At 54.7% G+C, this 17,243-nt stretch carries 14 protein-coding genes; 13 read left to right on the forward strand and 1 reads right to left on the reverse strand.

Annotated elements, in window-relative coordinates; translation table 11 throughout:
* The first annotated feature begins 51 nt into the window (after positions 1-51).
* The 4 genes from AC6I77_RS05260 to nei are packed head-to-tail and all read left to right on the forward strand — an operon-like array spanning position 52 to position 3,250.
* Complete coding sequence (locus AC6I77_RS05260; RefSeq protein WP_008925018.1) at positions 52-780, forward strand: DUF969 domain-containing protein; 729 nt, start codon at positions 52-54, stop codon at positions 778-780.
* Positions 780-1,796, forward strand: coding sequence for a DUF979 domain-containing protein (locus tag AC6I77_RS05265; RefSeq protein WP_008925019.1), 1,017 nt, complete (start codon positions 780-782; stop codon positions 1,794-1,796). Before AC6I77_RS05260 ends, AC6I77_RS05265 begins: the two co-directional genes overlap by 1 nt.
* A 6-nt stretch (positions 1,797-1,802) precedes the next feature.
* Complete coding sequence (pcp, locus tag AC6I77_RS05270) at positions 1,803-2,450, forward strand: pyroglutamyl-peptidase I (RefSeq protein WP_497816743.1); 648 nt, start codon at positions 1,803-1,805, stop codon at positions 2,448-2,450.
* 11 nt (positions 2,451-2,461) lie between these two features.
* Positions 2,462-3,250, forward strand: coding sequence for an endonuclease VIII (nei, locus tag AC6I77_RS05275; protein ID WP_497816744.1), 789 nt, complete (start codon positions 2,462-2,464; stop codon positions 3,248-3,250).
* Positions 3,251-3,592: 342 nt separating this feature from the next.
* Here nei and AC6I77_RS05280 read toward each other — a convergent pair whose 3' ends face one another.
* A complete protein-coding gene (locus AC6I77_RS05280) occupies positions 3,593-4,876 on the reverse strand; it encodes a citrate synthase (RefSeq protein WP_003853167.1) in 1,284 nt (427 codons plus the stop codon).
* 633 nt (positions 4,877-5,509) lie between these two features.
* Between AC6I77_RS05280 and sdhC the strand changes: the two genes are divergently transcribed.
* From sdhC to cydA, 9 genes are all read left to right on the forward strand, one after another.
* Positions 5,510-5,899, forward strand: coding sequence for a succinate dehydrogenase cytochrome b556 subunit (gene sdhC, locus AC6I77_RS05285; protein WP_033742984.1), 390 nt, complete (start codon positions 5,510-5,512; stop codon positions 5,897-5,899).
* The gene (sdhD, locus tag AC6I77_RS05290; protein WP_008925023.1) at positions 5,893-6,240 is read left to right on the forward strand and encodes a succinate dehydrogenase membrane anchor subunit; all 348 of its coding nucleotides are present in this window, start codon (positions 5,893-5,895) and stop codon (positions 6,238-6,240) included. The genes sdhC and sdhD overlap by 7 nt, the downstream gene beginning before the upstream one ends.
* Positions 6,241-8,007: a succinate dehydrogenase flavoprotein subunit gene (sdhA, locus tag AC6I77_RS05295; RefSeq protein ID WP_033762880.1), complete on the forward strand. Its 1,767-nt coding sequence runs from the start codon at positions 6,241-6,243 to the stop codon at positions 8,005-8,007. It begins immediately after the preceding gene.
* A 14-nt stretch (positions 8,008-8,021) separates the two neighbouring features.
* Positions 8,022-8,738: a succinate dehydrogenase iron-sulfur subunit gene (locus tag AC6I77_RS05300; RefSeq protein ID WP_003853156.1), complete on the forward strand. Its 717-nt coding sequence runs from the start codon at positions 8,022-8,024 to the stop codon at positions 8,736-8,738.
* A 200-nt stretch (positions 8,739-8,938) separates the two neighbouring features.
* Positions 8,939-11,746: a 2-oxoglutarate dehydrogenase E1 component gene (gene sucA, locus AC6I77_RS05305; RefSeq protein ID WP_003853155.1), complete on the forward strand. Its 2,808-nt coding sequence runs from the start codon at positions 8,939-8,941 to the stop codon at positions 11,744-11,746.
* Positions 11,747-11,761: 15 nt separating this feature from the next.
* Complete coding sequence (gene odhB / locus AC6I77_RS05310; protein ID WP_003853153.1) at positions 11,762-12,985, forward strand: 2-oxoglutarate dehydrogenase complex dihydrolipoyllysine-residue succinyltransferase; 1,224 nt, start codon at positions 11,762-11,764, stop codon at positions 12,983-12,985.
* A gap of 67 nt (positions 12,986-13,052) precedes the next feature.
* Positions 13,053-14,219, forward strand: coding sequence for an ADP-forming succinate--CoA ligase subunit beta (gene sucC, locus AC6I77_RS05315; protein WP_003853151.1), 1,167 nt, complete (start codon positions 13,053-13,055; stop codon positions 14,217-14,219).
* Positions 14,219-15,094, forward strand: a complete 876-nt coding sequence (sucD, locus tag AC6I77_RS05320; protein WP_438477136.1) for a succinate--CoA ligase subunit alpha — start codon at positions 14,219-14,221, stop codon at positions 15,092-15,094. The genes sucC and sucD overlap by 1 nt, the downstream gene beginning before the upstream one ends.
* A gap of 573 nt (positions 15,095-15,667) precedes the next feature.
* Entirely contained in the window at positions 15,668-17,239 is a 1,572-nt protein-coding gene (cydA, locus tag AC6I77_RS05325; protein WP_033762878.1) for a cytochrome ubiquinol oxidase subunit I, read from the forward strand.
* Positions 17,240-17,243: the final 4 nt, after the last annotated feature.

Consider the following 17,243-nt stretch of genomic DNA (forward strand, 5'->3'; position numbering starts at 1 on the left):
TAATCACACTTAGCCCGGCTTATGCCGGGTTTTTTAACTCGGGGAAAATCCATGGAAACTGCAGTGAATCTCTGGCCACTACTGGGCATTGCCGCGATCATCGTCGGCTTCGTATTACGTTTTAATCCGGTGCTGGTGGTGATTGTCGCCGGATTTGTCACCGGTCTGGCTGCGATGATGCCGCTGGCGGACATTCTGGAAAAACTCGGCGCAGGGTTTCTTAACACCCGGAACCTGCCGCTGATTCTGCTGCTGCCACTGGCGGTCATTGGCCTGCTGGAACGTCACGGGCTAAAAGAAAGGGCGCAGGCGTGGATTGCTCAGATTAAAACCGCCACCGCCGGACGGCTGCTGATCGTCTACCTGTTTGTGCGTGAAATTACTGCGGCGCTGGGGTTAACCAGTCTTGGCGGACATCCGCAGATGGTGCGTCCGTTACTGGCACCGATGGCGGAGGGCGCCACAGAAAATCGCTATGGCGAGATCTCGCCTGAACTGCGCCATAAGCTGCGCGCCATGTCAGCGGCGACCGATAACGTCGGCCTGTTCTTTGGTGAAGATATCTTCGTGGCATTTGGCGCGATTATCTTTATGCACAACTTTATGCAGGCGTCGGCCGGGATTCAGACTGAGCCGCTGCACATCGCCTTATGGGGCATTCCGACTGCCGTTGCTGCGTTCCTGATCCATTCAGCGCGTCTGGTTCGTCTGGATCGTCAGCTGGCACGTGAGCTGCAGCAGCTCAACAGCCAGGCGCTGAAAGCCAAAGGAGGCCAGTAATGTTTCAGCAACAATATCTGATGTGGCTGGCGGGCATTATCCTGCTGGTGGTGGCTATCCTCTCATGGCGTGACCGCGCTAATCCGCGTCGCTTTACCACCGGACTCTTCTGGGCCTTATATGGCCTGGTTTTTCTGGTCGGTGACTGGACGACGGTGCTGATGAGCAGCCTGATGGGCTCGGACGCGGCGGGCACCCGAATGCTGCACATCACCATCGGTGTCATTGTGGTGATCATGGCGCTGATTGCGGGTTTAGGGGGTGTCCGGCTGGGTCGTTATCATCAGCGCACTAATGAAGAGAAACAGGCAAGCGCACAGCGTCTGCGGAATAAGCTGTTTCTGCCTGCACTGGCGATTCCGGTTGTGACCGTGGTCGGTGTGCTGGCGTTCAACAATATTCCTGGGTTGCAGGATGCGGTGTTCGGTCCCGGTAATCACGCCACGCTGGTGACATTGTTTTCAATGATGGCCGGCTGTGTGATTGGCTGGCTGGTGGCGTTAAAACTGACCCATGAAAAACCGGTACAGTCGATGCAGGAGACCCGTCGCCTGCTGGATTCAATTGGCTGGGCGTTTATCCTGCCGCAGATTCTCGCCACCCTGGGACTGCTGTTTACCGCCGCGGGCGTAGGCAGTGCTATTTCGCATCTGACTGAAACCTGGCTGGCGGTGGATAACCGCTTTATCGCCGTCACCGTCTATGCCGTCGGGATGGCCCTGTTAACCATGGTCATGGGTAACGCGTTTGCGGCATTTCCGATTATTACTGCAGGCGTTGGCATTCCGATTCTGGTGCTGCAGCACGGCGGAAATCCGGCGGTAATGGCGGCGATTGGTATGTTCTCCGGTTACTGCGGCACGCTGATGACACCGATGGCGGCCAACTTCAATATTGTTCCGGCGGCGCTGCTGGAGCTGCCCGATCGTAACGCGGTCATTAAGGCTCAGATTCCAACCGGTGTGCTACTGTTAATCGTTAACATTTTCCTGCTCTATTTCCTGATGTTTCTGTGAGGCTGCATGAAAACTGTCCTGATGACCGCTTTTGAACCCTTTGGCGGTGAAACGATTAATCCCTCGTGGGAAGCGGTGCGCGCGCTGGAAGGCAAAAAGATTGGCGGAGCGACGATCGTCATCCGACAGCTGCCGGTGGTATTCAGTGAGGTACTTAATGTGCTGAATCAGGCACTGGAAGAGGTTAAACCGGACGCGGTAGTGTCAGTCGGGCAGGCGGGCGGTCGCAGCGACATTACCGTGGAACGTATCGGTATCAATGTCGATGACGCCCGCATCCCGGACAACGCCGGCCAGCAGCCTGTAGACGAACCGATTGTGGCAGGCGGCCCGGCAGCCTATTTTTCCCGTCTGCCCATCAAAGCGATTGTGGCGGCAGTGCGCGACGCGGGGATCCCCGCGTCGGTCTCACAGACCGCCGGGACCTTTACCTGCAATCGGGTGATGTATGGCCTGCTGCACTGGCTTGAGCAGCAAGGGAGTCCGGCGCGGGGTGGCTTTATTCATATTCCTTACCTGCCTGAACAGGCCGCGAAACATCCTGGTGCGCCGAGCATGGCGGTCGCGACCATTATTCAGGCGCTGGAGATTGCGGTGAAGGTGACGCTGGAGACCGGCGAAGATATTAAACAGGCTGGCGGCGCCACCCATTAAGAGGAAGAACGATGCCAGAAGGACCGGAAATTCGCCGCGTGGCGGATAAGCTTGAAGCCGCCATTGTGGGTGAGCCCTTAACGGAAGCGTGGTTTGCGTTTCCTCAGCTCAAGACCTATGAACCTTCACTGATTGGTGAGCAGGTGCAGGCGATTGAGACGCGGGGTAAAGCGCTGCTGACTCATTTCAGCAATGGTCTGACGCTCTACAGTCATAACCAGCTTTATGGTGTCTGGCGCATTGTGAAACCCGATACCGAACTCAATACCACGCGTCAGTTGCGGGTGCGGCTTGCTACAAAGGGTAAAGCGATTCTGCTTTACAGCGCGTCAGATATTGAACTGCTTAACGCTGATACGCTGGCGGCACATCCGTTTCTGACCCGCATCGGACCGGATGTGCTGAACAGCGCGCTGACGGTTGAAGAGGTGCGAGAGCGGCTGCTGTCACCCCGTTTCCGGCGGCGTCAGTTCAGTGGTCTGCTGCTGGATCAGGCTTTTCTGGCCGGGCTGGGAAACTACCTGCGTGCCGAGATTCTCTGGCTGACGCAGCTGCTGCCAAATCATCGGGCGCAGGATCTCAGTGACGATCAGCTGACTGCTTTCAGCGAGGCGCTGCTGTCAGTGCCGCGTCATGCCTATCGGATGCGTGGAACCATGAAGAAATATCATGAGGAAGCGGCGTTTCAGTTTGAGGTGTTTCATCGGCAGGGCAAAGAATGCCGGCGCTGTGGCACGGTGATTGAGAAGGGCACGCTGTCATCACGGCCGTTTTACTGGTGTCCGGGGTGTCAGAGATAGACAGTAAAGTCAAAAGGGTAAAATGCTCTTACGGCTGACAGAGCCAGGCCCGTGTGAATCTTATAGCAATAAAATAGCTTAACGCGCAGGGAGCATGGTCAGAGGAGGAAAGCGTCCCGCGCCATGGACAAAAACGCCGGGAGCGTTTTTGAACAACGCAAAGCGTTGGCCCGGAAACGGGCGCACCTCTCGGATGAGGTGCGTAATCGCGCGTGCCGAGCGGCCAGGGAGGGTTTAAGCGACTTTCCGATCTGACCGTGTTTCATGTGCAGGCGCGGTATCAAAACCAACTGCCCTGTCTTTAAAACAGCATAAGGCGGAGAGATCTCCGCCCTCCGAATCTTACTTCTTCAGCTGTGAACTGAATTCGCGCTCGGTATAACCGGTGTAGAGCTGACGCGGACGGGCAATCTTCATGCCTTCGTCGTGCATCTCTTTCCAGTGTGCAATCCAGCCAACAGTACGGGCCATCGCGAAGATCACCGTAAACATGGAGGATGGAATACCCATCGCTTTCAGAATGATACCGGAGTAGAAGTCCACGTTTGGATAGAGTTTACGCTCGATAAAGTACGGGTCGTTCAGCGCAATGTGTTCCAGCTCCATCGCCACTTCCAGCAGGTCATCCTTCATACCCAGCTCATTCAGCACTTCATGGCAGGTATCGCGCATTACGGTCGCACGTGGATCGTAGTTTTTATACACGCGGTGACCAAAGCCCATCAGACGGAATGAGTCATTTTTGTCTTTGGCGCGCTTAACAAATTCCGGGATGTGCTCGACGGTGCTGATCTCTTCCAGCATACGCAGGGTCGCTTCGTTGGCACCGCCGTGCGCCGGTCCCCACAGGGAGGCGATCCCGGCAGCGATACAGGCAAACGGGTTCGCGCCGCTTGAACCGGCGGTACGTACGGTCGACGTCGAGGCGTTCTGCTCATGGTCAGCATGCAGGATCAGAATGCGGTCCATGGCGCGTTCCAGGACCGGATTCACTTTGTACTCTTCGCACGGGGTAGCAAACATCATGTGCAGGAAGTTACCGGCATAGGAGAGGTCGTTGCGAGGATAAACAAATGGCTGGCCGATAGAATATTTGTAACACATTGCTGCCATGGTCGGCATTTTGGAAAGCAGACGGAATGCCGCGATTTCGCGGTGGCGCTCAATGTTTACATCCAGCGAATCGTGGTAAAACGCAGCCAGAGCACCCGTAACACCGCACATAACCGCCATCGGATGTGAGTCACGACGGAAGCCGTGGAACAGGCGGGTAATCTGCTCATGAATCATGGTGTGGCGGGTAACAGTGGTGCGGAACTCATCAAACTGTTTCTGGTTCGGTGCTTCGCCATTCAGCAGAATGTAGCAGACTTCCAGATAGTTAGAGTGGGTCGCCAGCTCAGAAATAGGGAAACCACGGTGTAGCAGGATACCTTCATCACCATCAATAAAGGTGATGGCAGATTCGCAGGACGCAGTAGACGTAAAACCGGGATCGAAGGTGAACAGGCCACTTGAACCCAGAGCGCGGACATCAACCACATCCTGGCCCAGCGTACCTTTCAGCACGTCCAGTTCAATAGATGTTCCATCTTGCAGGGTTAGCGTTACTTTTTTATCTGTCATTTTCGTCTCCATAGCGCCTTATGTAGGTAAGGATCTTTAGACACCTGAAACGCGTTCATGTTGCGGTTGGCAAAACTACACAGTATCACTCTGCGGGGATAAAGCGGGTGCAGGGTACAGAGTGAGCGGCGCGTTCCCAGCGGGAACCGGTGAGCCATGGACATGCTGCATATCGCGGTTGTTAAAGATCCGGTCAGGACATAACTTCTTGGTAACCAATAACCTGATGCTTTTTAAAGCTCATTATCGCAATGTTACATAACTTGCGCTTAGGGGAAAGTGTATCCCCATAACTTTTGTGCATCATAGGAATTTATAGGCTTAGTTTGTAACTGAATTGTTGAACTATTGTCAAATCAGATAATTAAAATTGTATCAATTGTGAAAATCGTGAGTATGATCACTGTTCTACCTAAAATATACCAAAGAGTTTGTAGGGGAATTGTAATCAGAATGTGATCCTCCTATACTCCAGGCAGGTCTCCGGAACACCCTGACACCAGGAGCCACCCAGCGTTTACTACCGCGTCAATTAACACTGGATGTTGCTTTATTGGTGACGGTTAAAGTCTGCCACGCGTTGTGATTAGACTCCGCCTCAGGTCCGGAGGAAGCAAAATAAAAAAGAGCTGTGTGGGCAAAACCGTGAAAAAACAAAGACCTGTCAACTTGGATCTCTCGACGATCCGGTTTCCCGTTACTGCAATAACGTCCATTCTTCACCGCGTCTCCGGCGTAATCACATTGGTTGCTATTGGCATCCTGCTGTGGCTACTCGGTCTCTCTCTCTCTTCTCCTGAAGGTTTCCAGCACGCTGCATCCATCATGGACGGCTTCTTCGCGAAGTTCATCATGTGGGGCATTTTAACGGCGCTGGCCTATCACGCGGTGAGCGGGATTCGTCATATGTTGATGGATTTTGGTTATCTGGCCGAAACGCTGGAATCAGGTAAGCGTTCCGCTCATATGACTTTTGTGATCACTGTCGTGCTGGCAATTCTGGCGGGAGTCCTCGTATGGTAAGCAATGCATCCGCGTTGGGTCGCAACGGCATTCAGGACTGGCTGCTGCTGCGGGCAACGGCAATCCTCATTACGCTCTACATCGTCTACATCCTCGGTTTCGTTGTGATGACAGACACGCTGACCTATGACCTGTGGCGTGGCTTCTTCGCGTCCGCATTCACCAAAGTGTTCACGCTGCTGACGCTGTTCTCCATTCTGGTCCACGGCTGGATCGGGATGTGGCAGGTGTTAACAGACTACGTCAAATCGCTGCCGGTTCGCTTGCTGTTGCAGTTTGTGATTGTCGTGGCGCTGTTGTGGTATGCGATTTATGGCTTTGTTGTGGTGTGGGGTGTGTAAATGAGTTTGCCAATCAGAGAGTTCGATGCCGTGGTAATCGGCGCAGGTGGCGCAGGAATGCGGGCCGCACTGCAAATCTCCCAGGGCGGCCAGACCTGCGCTCTGTTATCTAAAGTTTTCCCGACCCGTTCCCACACAGTATCTGCGCAGGGCGGTATTACCGTTGCGCTGGGTAATACCCATGAAGATAACTGGGAATGGCATATGTACGACACCGTCAAAGGGTCCGACTACATCGGTGACCAGGACGCGATTGAATATATGTGCAAAACCGGCCCGGAAGCGATTCTGGAACTGGAGCACATGGGCCTGCCTTTCTCGCGTCTGGAAGATGGTCGTGTTTATCAGCGTCCGTTTGGTGGTCAGTCGAAGAATTTCGGTGGCGAGCAGGCGGCACGTACCGCGGCCGCAGCTGACCGTACTGGTCACGCGTTGCTGCACACGCTTTATCAGCAGAACCTGAAAAACAAAACCACCATCTTCTCTGAGTGGTATGCACTGGATCTGGTGAAAAATGCCGATGGCGCAGTCGTTGGATGTACCGCAATCTGCATCGAAACCGGCGAAACCGTTTATTTCAAAGCGAAAGCGACCATTCTGGCAACCGGCGGCGCAGGCCGTATTTACCAGTCCACCACCAATGCGCATATCAACACCGGTGACGGCGTCGGTATGGCACTGCGTGCGGGCGTGCCGGTGCAGGATATGGAGATGTGGCAGTTCCACCCAACCGGTATCGCCGGTGCGGGCGTGCTGGTCACAGAAGGCTGTCGTGGTGAAGGCGGCTATCTGCTGAACAAACATGGCGAACGCTTCATGGAGCGTTATGCGCCGAATGCCAAAGATCTGGCGGGCCGCGACGTGGTTGCGCGTTCAATGATGATTGAGATCCGTGAAGGTCGCGGCTGTGATGGCCCGTGGGGTCCGCATCTGAAGCTGAAACTGGATCACCTCGGTAAAGAGGTGCTTGAGTCACGTCTGCCAGGCATCCTTGAGCTGTCTCGCACCTTTGCCCATGCCGATCCGATTAAAGAGCCGATTCCGGTTATCCCAACCTGTCACTACATGATGGGCGGTATTCCGACCAAAGTGACCGGTCAGGCACTGCGCGTGAATGAGCAGGGCGAAGATGTGGTAATTCCAGGCCTGTTCGCCGTCGGTGAAATTGCCTGCGTATCGGTCCATGGTGCCAACCGTCTGGGCGGTAACTCACTGCTCGACCTGGTGGTCTTTGGTCGTGCGGCGGGTCTGCATCTGCTGGAAAGTATTCAGGAGCAGGGCGACCTGCGCGATGCTTCTGAAGATGAAATCGCCGTGGCGATGGCGCGCTTCAACCGCTGGGAAAACAATACTACCGGTGAAGATCCGGTTGAGATTCGTAAAGCGCTGCAACGCTGCATGCAGAACAACTTCTCTGTATTCCGCGAAGGCGACGCAATGGCGCAGGGTCTGGAAGAGTTGAAAGAGATTCGCGAGCGTCTGAAGTCAGCGCGTCTGGATGACCGCTCACCAGATTTCAATACGCAGCGTATTGAGTGCCTTGAGCTGGATAACCTGATGGAGACGGCTTTTGCCACGGCGGTAGCGGCTAACTATCGCACCGAGAGCCGCGGTGCACACAGTCGCTTCGACTTCCCGGATCGTGATGATGAAAACTGGCTGTGCCACAGTCTTTATGTCCCGGAAACCGAAAGCATGACGCGCCGTGAGGTGAACATGCAGCCGAAACTGCGCGCGGCGTTCCCGCCGAAAGTGCGTACCTACTAATTTCGGAGACGATCATGAGACTTGAGTTTTCAATTTATCGCTACAATCCGGACGTCGATGACAAGCCGCGCATGCAGGATTACACCCTGGAGTCGGAAGACGGTCGCGACATGATGCTACTGGATGCGCTGATTCGCCTGAAAGAGAAAGATCCAACGCTGGCGTTTCGTCGCTCCTGCCGCGAAGGCGTCTGCGGCTCTGATGGCCTCAACATGAACGGTAAAAACGGACTGGCCTGTATTACGCCCGTCTCGGCATTGGGCAACGGCAAACAGAAAATTGTTATCCGTCCGCTGCCAGGTTTACCGGTAGTGCGTGACCTGGTCGTAGACATGAGCCAGTTTTATGCACAGTATGAGAAAATTAAGCCTTTCCTGCTGAATGATGGCGAGAACCCGCCAGCACGTGAGCATCTGCAGTCACCGGATGAGCGCGAACACCTGGATGGTTTGTATGAATGTATTCTCTGTGCCTGCTGCTCAACCTCATGCCCATCTTTCTGGTGGAACCCTGAGAAGTTCATCGGTCCTGCTGGCCTGCTGGCAGCATACCGCTTCCTGATTGACAGCCGCGACACGGAAACCGAAGCGCGTCTCGACAATCTGAATGATGCTTTCAGCGTATTCCGCTGCCACAGCATCATGAACTGTGTGAGTGTCTGTCCGAAAGGGCTTAACCCGACGCGCGCCATCGGCCATATCAAGTCGATGCTGCTGCAGCGCGGCGCATAAGTTATCTCCGCCGGGAACCTCAGGTTCCCGGTGTTTTACGGAAGCCTCTGTAAGCGCGGTGACTACCACGTTTACAAAGGTTCCCTTACGGGCCACGCGCGCTGCGCAAAGTGCTCGTATCGCTGAACTCACTACGGCAAACCGCGAAAGCGGCAACAAATGAAACCTCAAAAAAGCATAGCAATGCTTAAGGGATCACAATGCAGAACAGCGCGATGAAGCCCTGGCTGGACTCTTCCTGGCTGGCCGGCGCGAATCAGTCTTACATAGAGCAGCTCTATGAGGATTTCCTGACCGATCCTGACTCTGTCGATGCAGTGTGGCGCTCGATGTTCCAGCAGTTACCGGGCACCGGAATGAAACCTGAGCAGTTTCACTCCACCACACGTGAGTACTTCCGTCGCCTGGCGAAAGATGCATCTCGTTACACCTCATCTGTCTCCGATCCGGAAACCAACTCCAAGCAAGTGAAAGTGCTGCAGCTGATTAACGCGTTTCGTTTCCGCGGTCATCAGCATGCCAATCTTGATCCGCTCGGCCTGTGGAAACAGGACCGTGTCGCCGATCTCGATCCCGCTTTTCACGACCTGACCGAGGCCGATTTTCAGGAAAGCTTTAACGTAGGTTCATTTGCCATTGGCAAAGACACCATGAAGCTGGCCGATCTCTTCCAGGCGCTGACGCAGACTTACTGCGGCTCGATTGGTGCAGAATATATGCACATCAACAACACCGATGAAAAACGCTGGATCCAGCAGCGTCTTGAGTCGGTTGCGGGCCGTGCAGCGTTCAGCAACGAAGAGAAAAAAGGTTTCCTGAAAGAGCTGACTGCGGCAGAAGGGCTGGAAAAATACCTTGGGGCGAAATTCCCGGGTGCCAAACGCTTCTCGCTGGAAGGCGGCGATGCGCTGGTTCCGATGCTGCGCGAAATGATTCGTCACGCCGGCAAGAGCGGTACCCGTGAAGTGGTACTGGGTATGGCGCACCGTGGTCGTCTCAACGTGCTTATCAACGTGCTGGGCAAAAAGCCGCAGGATCTGTTCGACGAGTTCGCCGGTAAGCATAAAGAACATCTGGGCACCGGTGACGTGAAGTACCACATGGGCTTCTCCTCTGACGTGGAAACCGAAGGCGGCCTGGTTCACCTGGCGCTGGCGTTTAACCCGTCACACCTGGAGATCGTCAGCCCGGTGGTTATGGGTTCTGTGCGTGCCCGTCTGGATCGTCTGGATGAGCCAGCCAGCAATAAAGTTTTACCGATCACCATTCATGGTGATGCGGCCGTGATTGGTCAGGGCGTGGTTCAGGAAACCCTGAACATGTCACAGGCGCGCGGTTATGAAGTGGGTGGTACGGTTCGCATCGTTATCAACAACCAGGTTGGCTTTACAACGTCCAACCCGAAAGATGCGCGTTCTACCCCTTACTGCACCGACATCGGCAAAATGGTGCTGGCACCGATTTTCCATGTCAATGCTGACGATCCGGAAGCGGTCGCGTTTGTGACCCGTCTGGCGCTCGATTACCGCAACACCTTTAAGCGCGATGTGTTTATCGATCTGGTCTGCTATCGCCGTCATGGTCATAACGAGGCGGATGAGCCAAGTGCGACCCAGCCGCTGATGTATCAGAAAATCAAAAAACACCCGACGCCGCGCAAAATCTACGCCGACCGTCTGGAAGGTGAAGCCGTTGCCACGCAGGAAGATGCGACCGAAATGGTCAATCTCTACCGTGACGCGCTGGATGCGGGCGAGTGCGTGGTGCCGGAATGGCGTCCAATGAGTCTCCACTCCTTTACCTGGTCACCTTACCTGAATCATGAGTGGGATGAGCCTTATCCGGCGCAGGTCGACATGAAACGTCTGAAGGAACTGGCGCTGCGTATCAGCCAGGTGCCTGAAGAGGTGGAAGTGCAGTCGCGTGTTGCCAAGATTTATAACGACCGTCGTCTGATGGCTGAAGGCGAAAAGGCCTTCGACTGGGGCGGCGCGGAAAATCTGGCCTACGCCACGCTGGTTGATGAAGGTATTCCGGTTCGCCTGTCGGGCGAAGATACCGGTCGCGGTACTTTCTTCCACCGTCATGCGGTGGTTCATAACCAGGCGAACGGCTCAACCTATACTCCTCTGCATCATGTGCACAGTGGTCAGGGTCAGTTCAAAGTGTGGGACTCCGTGCTGTCAGAAGAGGCGGTACTGGCCTTTGAATATGGCTACGCCACCGCAGAGCCGCGCATCCTGACCATCTGGGAAGCGCAGTTTGGTGACTTCGCCAACGGTGCACAGGTTGTTATTGACCAGTTCATCAGTTCCGGTGAGCAGAAATGGGGCCGTATGTGTGGCCTGGTGATGCTGCTGCCGCACGGTTATGAAGGTCAGGGCCCGGAGCACTCCTCTGCGCGTCTGGAGCGTTATCTGCAACTTTGCGCTGAGCAGAACATGCAGGTTTGCGTGCCGTCTACACCCGCACAGGTTTACCATATGCTGCGTCGTCAGGCGCTGCGCGGTATGCGTCGTCCACTGATTGTGATGTCACCAAAATCTCTGCTGCGCCATCCGCTGGCTATTTCCACGCTGGATGAACTGGCGAATGGCAGCTTCCAGCCTGCGATTGGTGAAGTCGATGATCTGGATCCGCAGGGCGTTAAACGCGTCGTACTGTGCTCCGGTAAAGTGTATTACGACCTGCTTGAGCAGCGTCGTAAAAATGAGCAGACCGATGTGGCTATCGTGCGCATCGAACAGCTTTATCCGTTCCCGCATCAAGCGGTTCAGGAAGCATTGAAAGCGTATTCTCACGTACAGGATTTTGTCTGGTGTCAGGAAGAGCCACTGAATCAGGGCGCCTGGTACTGCAGCCAGCATCATTTCCGTGAAGTTGTGCCATTTGGTGCCACTTTACGTTATGCAGGCCGCCCGGCCTCCGCCTCACCGGCCGTGGGTTACATGTCCGTACACCAACAACAGCAGCAAGACCTGGTTAATGACGCGCTGAACGTTAATTAATTAAAAGGAAAGATAATGAGTAGCGTAGATATTCTCGTTCCCGACCTGCCTGAATCGGTTGCCGATGCCTCAGTGGCAACCTGGCACAAAAAACCAGGCGATGCAGTCACTCGCGATGAAGTGCTGGTCGAAATCGAAACCGATAAAGTGGTGCTGGAAGTACCAGCCTCTGCTGACGGTATCCTGGAAGCCGTTCTGGAAGATGAGGGTGCCACTGTTACCTCCCGCCAGATCCTGGGTCGTCTGAAAGAGGGCAATAGCGCCGGTAAAGAGAGCAGCGCGAAGTCTGAAAGCAAAGAGTCTACCCCGGCTCAGCGTCAGACTGCGTCACTGGAAGAAGAGAGCAACGATGCGCTCAGCCCGGCTATCCGCCGCCTGATTGCAGAGCACAATCTCGACGCCTCTCAGATTAAAGGCAGCGGTGTTGGCGGACGTCTGACCCGTGAAGATGTTGAAAAACACCTGGCCAACAAGCCGCAGGCTGCTAAAGCGGCAGCACCTGCTGCTGATGCGGCTACCGCGCAGCAGCCAGTGGCTAACCGCAGCGAAAAACGCGTGCCGATGACGCGTCTGCGTAAGCGCGTTGCCGAGCGTCTGCTGGAAGCGAAGAACAGCACCGCGATGCTGACCACCTTCAACGAAATCAACATGAAGCCCATCATGGATCTGCGCAAGCAGTATGGTGAGGCGTTCGAGAAGCGTCACGGTGTGCGTCTGGGCTTTATGTCCTTCTACATCAAAGCGGTTGTTGAAGCGCTGAAACGCTATCCGGAAGTGAACGCTTCTATCGATGGAGAAGATGTGGTTTACCACAACTACTTCGACGTCAGCATTGCGGTCTCTACACCACGTGGTCTGGTTACGCCAGTCCTGCGTGACGTTGATGCGCTGAGCATGGCGGACATCGAGAAGAAAATCAAAGAGCTGGCAGTGAAAGGCCGTGACGGCAAGCTGACAGTGGAAGATCTGACCGGCGGTAACTTCACCATTACCAACGGCGGCGTCTTTGGTTCACTGATGTCTACCCCGATCATCAATCCACCGCAGAGCGCCATCCTGGGCATGCACGCCATCAAGGATCGCCCGATGGCGGTCAATGGTCAGGTTGTAGTGCTGCCAATGATGTATCTGGCGCTCTCCTACGACCACCGTCTGATCGATGGCCGTGAATCAGTTGGTTATCTGGTTGCAGTGAAAGAGATGCTGGAAGATCCGGCGCGCCTGCTGCTGGATGTCTGATTTTCACCGGGCGCGCCTGGCGCGCCCAACCTCAATACTCTTTTCAGACCTGAATGGATAGAACATCATGAACTTACACGAATACCAGGCGAAACAACTGTTTGCACGGTATGGCATGCCTGCACCAACGGGTTACGCCTGTACTACACCACGTGAAGCGGAAGAAGCTGCCTCTAAAATTGGCGCAGGCCCGTGGGTAGTTAAATGTCAGGTTCATGCCGGTGGCCGCGGTAAAGCGGGCGGTGTGAAAGTAGTTAACAGCAAAGAAGAGATTCGCGCCTTTGCTGAAAACTGGCTGGGCAAACGCCTGGTGACCTATCAAACAGATGCAAACGGCCAGCCGGTAAACCAGATTCTGGTTGAAGCAGCGACCGATATCGACCAGGAGCTCTATCTGGGCGCTGTGGTCGATCGCGCAACGCGTCGCGTCATTTTCATGGCGTCGACTGAAGGCGGTGTGGAAATTGAAAAAGTGGCGGAAGAGACCCCGCACCTGATCCATAAAATGGCGCTGGATCCGCTGACCGGTCCGCAGCCTTACCAGGGCCGTGAGCTGGCATTCAAACTTGGCCTGACTGGCAAGCTGGTTGGTCAGTTCACCAAGATCTTCATGGGTCTGGCGACACTGTTCCTGGAGCGCGATCTGGCGATGGTTGAGATCAACCCGCTGGTGATTACCAAGCAGGGCGACCTGATCTGCCTGGACGGTAAACTGGGTGCCGATGGCAATGCCCTGTTCCGTCAGCCAGAACTGCGTGAAATGCGCGACCCAAGCCAGGAAGATCCACGTGAAGCACATGCGACACAGTGGGAACTGAACTATGTTGCGCTGGAAGGCAACATCGGTTGTATGGTTAACGGCGCAGGTCTGGCGATGGGTACCATGGACATCGTTAAGCACCATGGCGGTCAGCCAGCCAACTTCCTTGATGTCGGCGGCGGCGCGACCAAAGAGCGCGTAACCGAAGCCTTCAAAATCATCCTGTCTGACGATGCGGTTAAAGCCGTTTTCGTTAACATCTTCGGCGGTATCGTACGCTGTGACCTGATTGCCGACGGCATCATCGGCGCAGTGGCTGAAGTGGGTGTGAACGTGCCAGTAGTGGTACGTCTGGAAGGTAACAACGCCGAGCTGGGCGCCCAGAAACTGGCGGACAGCGGTCTGAACATCATTGCAGCAACCAGCCTGACAGACGCCGCACAGCGTGTTGTTGCTGCCGCGGAGGGTAAATAATGTCCATTCTGATCGACAAAAACACCAAAGTCATTTGCCAGGGTTTCACCGGTGGCCAGGGGACTTTCCATTCTGAGCAGGCGCTGGCTTACGGCACCCAACTGGTTGGCGGCGTGACGCCAGGCAAAGGCGGCACGACTCACCTCGGCCTGCCGGTGTTCAATACCGTGCGCGAAGCCGTAGAAGTGACGGGCGCAACTGCCACCGTGATCTATGTCCCCGCACCATTCTGTAAAGATGGCATCCTGGAAGCGATCGAAGCGGGCATCAAACTGATCATCACCATCACCGAAGGTATTCCGACCCTGGATATGCTGACCGTGAAAGTGAAGCTGGATGAAGCAGGCGTGCGGATGATCGGTCCAAACTGCCCGGGTGTTATCACCCCTGGCGAATGTAAGATCGGCATCATGCCGGGCCACATTCACCAGCCGGGCCGCGTTGGTATCGTATCGCGTTCAGGTACGCTGACCTATGAAGCGGTTAAGCAGACCACTGACATCGGCTACGGCCAGTCAACCTGCGTCGGCATCGGCGGTGACCCGATCCCAGGCTCTAACTTCATCGACATTCTGAAAATGTTCCAGGATGATCCACAGACTGAAGTTATCGTGATGATCGGTGAGATCGGCGGTAGCGCTGAAGAAGAAGCCGCAGCCTTCATTAAAGAGCACGTGACCAAACCGGTTGTGGGCTATATTGCTGGCGTAACCGCGCCAAAAGGCAAGCGTATGGGCCATGCAGGCGCCATCATTGCCGGTGGTAAAGGCACAGCAGATGAGAAATTTGCTGCGCTGGAAGCGGCAGGCGTGAAAACCGTTCGCAGCCTGGCTGATATCGGTGATGCAGTTAAAGCCGTATTACCGGCCAAATAAGTCAGCGTCATCTGAAACTAAGCCACCTTCGGGTGGCTTTTTTTATGTCCGTTATCAACGGGCATAATGCTGGCAGTGAAAGCGAAGAATACGTTGTTAAATAACCTGCTCACCGTTTATCACGTTAAGAAAAAGTGGCAAAGGTAAACTATTTCTTCACGTCTTATTTCATTAATGACAATTTTTTAACAGGAAACTGACCCAGCTCTATCTGGAAACTTATTACGTTAATCCAGATCAATAAATCACGTTTTATATCCAACTATATCTCTGGCAAAGCGCAACGCTAAGGGCGTAAATTGCGCTGCATCAATCCAGCCTTTTACACAAATTTTCATACGACTGCTCAACCCGGGATGACACCCACTTTTCTCCTGTTAAAGCAGCCGTTAATAAAGCGCTGATTGACATTTTTCAGAGCTGCTTCATTCGTTACTCGCCTTTTCGGGCAGCTCACAGACCTGTTCTGCTGGTAATAAAAAACTGGAATCAATAAACAGTCGTTCCTGACTCCGATTACGTTCGATCTGATCGCGCGCGTGACGGAGACAAAGCGAGGAGCAAGGAGTCCTTATGTTAGATATCGTCGAGCTGTCGCGGTTACAGTTTGCCTTAACGGCGATGTACCATTTTCTGTTCGTCCCTTTAACGCTGGGTATGGCGTTTCTGCTGGCGATCATGGAAACGGTCTATGTCCTGAGCGGTAAACAAATTTATAAAGATATGACGAAGTTCTGGGGCAAGTTATTTGGTATTAACTTTGCGCTGGGTGTCGCTACCGGACTGACCATGGAATTTCAGTTCGGGACAAACTGGTCATATTACTCTCACTACGTCGGCGATATCTTCGGCGCGCCGCTCGCCATTGAAGGTCTGATGGCGTTCTTCCTGGAATCGACCTTTGTCGGCCTGTTCTTTTTTGGCTGGGATCGGCTGGGTAAAGTGCAGCACATGGCGGTGACCTGGCTGGTCGCCCTGGGCTCGAATATGTCTGCGTTGTGGATTCTGGTCGCCAACGGCTGGATGCAGAACCCTATCGCTTCAGAGTTCAACTTTGAAACCATGCGCATGGAGATGGTCAGCTTCTCAGAGCTGGTGCTGAACCCGGTGGCACAGGTGAAATTCGTTCACACCGTCGCGGCCGGTTACACCACAGGCGCGATGTTTATCATGGGCATCAGTGCCTGGTACATGCTGAAAGGCCGCGACTTCGCCTTTGCTAAACGCTCGTTCGCTATCGCGGCCAGCTTTGGCATGGCGGCGGTGCTGTCAGTGATCGTGCTGGGTGATGAGTCTGGTTACGAAATGGGTGACGTGCAGAAAACCAAGCTGGCCGCGATTGAAGCGGAGTGGGAAACCCAGCCAGCGCCAGCGTCCTTTACCCTGTTTGGCTTGCCCGATCAGGCCACTCAGGAGAACCGGTACGCCATTCAGATCCCCTGGCTGCTGGGCCTGATCGTCACCCGATCCACGGATACGCCGGTGACGGGCCTGAAAGAGTTAATGGCACAGCATGAGGTGCGCATCCGGAACGGCATGAAAGCCTACGCCTTGCTGAATGAACTGCGCGGTGGCAGTCAGGATCAGGCGGTACGGGACGCGTTCAACAGTCACAAACAGGATCTCGGTTACGGTCTGCTGCTGAAACGCTATACCGATAATGTGGCGGATGCGACAGAAGCGCAGATCAAACAGGCGACGCAGGACTCTATCCCGCGTGTTGCCCCGCTTTATTTCGCCTTCCGTATCATGGTGTTGTGTGGTGTTCTGCTGCTGGGCATTATCGCGCTGGCGTTCTGGAGCGTGTTGCGTAACCGCATCGGTAAAAATCGCTGGTTACTGAAAGCGGCGCTGTTTGGTATCCCGCTGCCGTGGATCGCAATCGAATCCGGCTGGTTCGTCGCGGAATATGGTCGTCAGCCCTGGGCTATCGGTGAAGTTCTGCCGACTGCGGTGGCGAACTCTTCTCTGACTGTAGGCGATCTGTTGTTCTCGATGATCCTGATTTGCGGACTCTACACGCTGTTCCTGGTGGCTGAGATGTACCTGATGTTCAAATTCGCCCGCCTTGGGCCGAGCAGCCTGAAAACCGGGCATTATCATCATGAGCAGATCACGGCAACCACGCAGCCGGTTCGGGGATAAGGAG

Source organism: Pantoea sp. X-Soil-ISGK-259 (assembly GCF_059730705.1).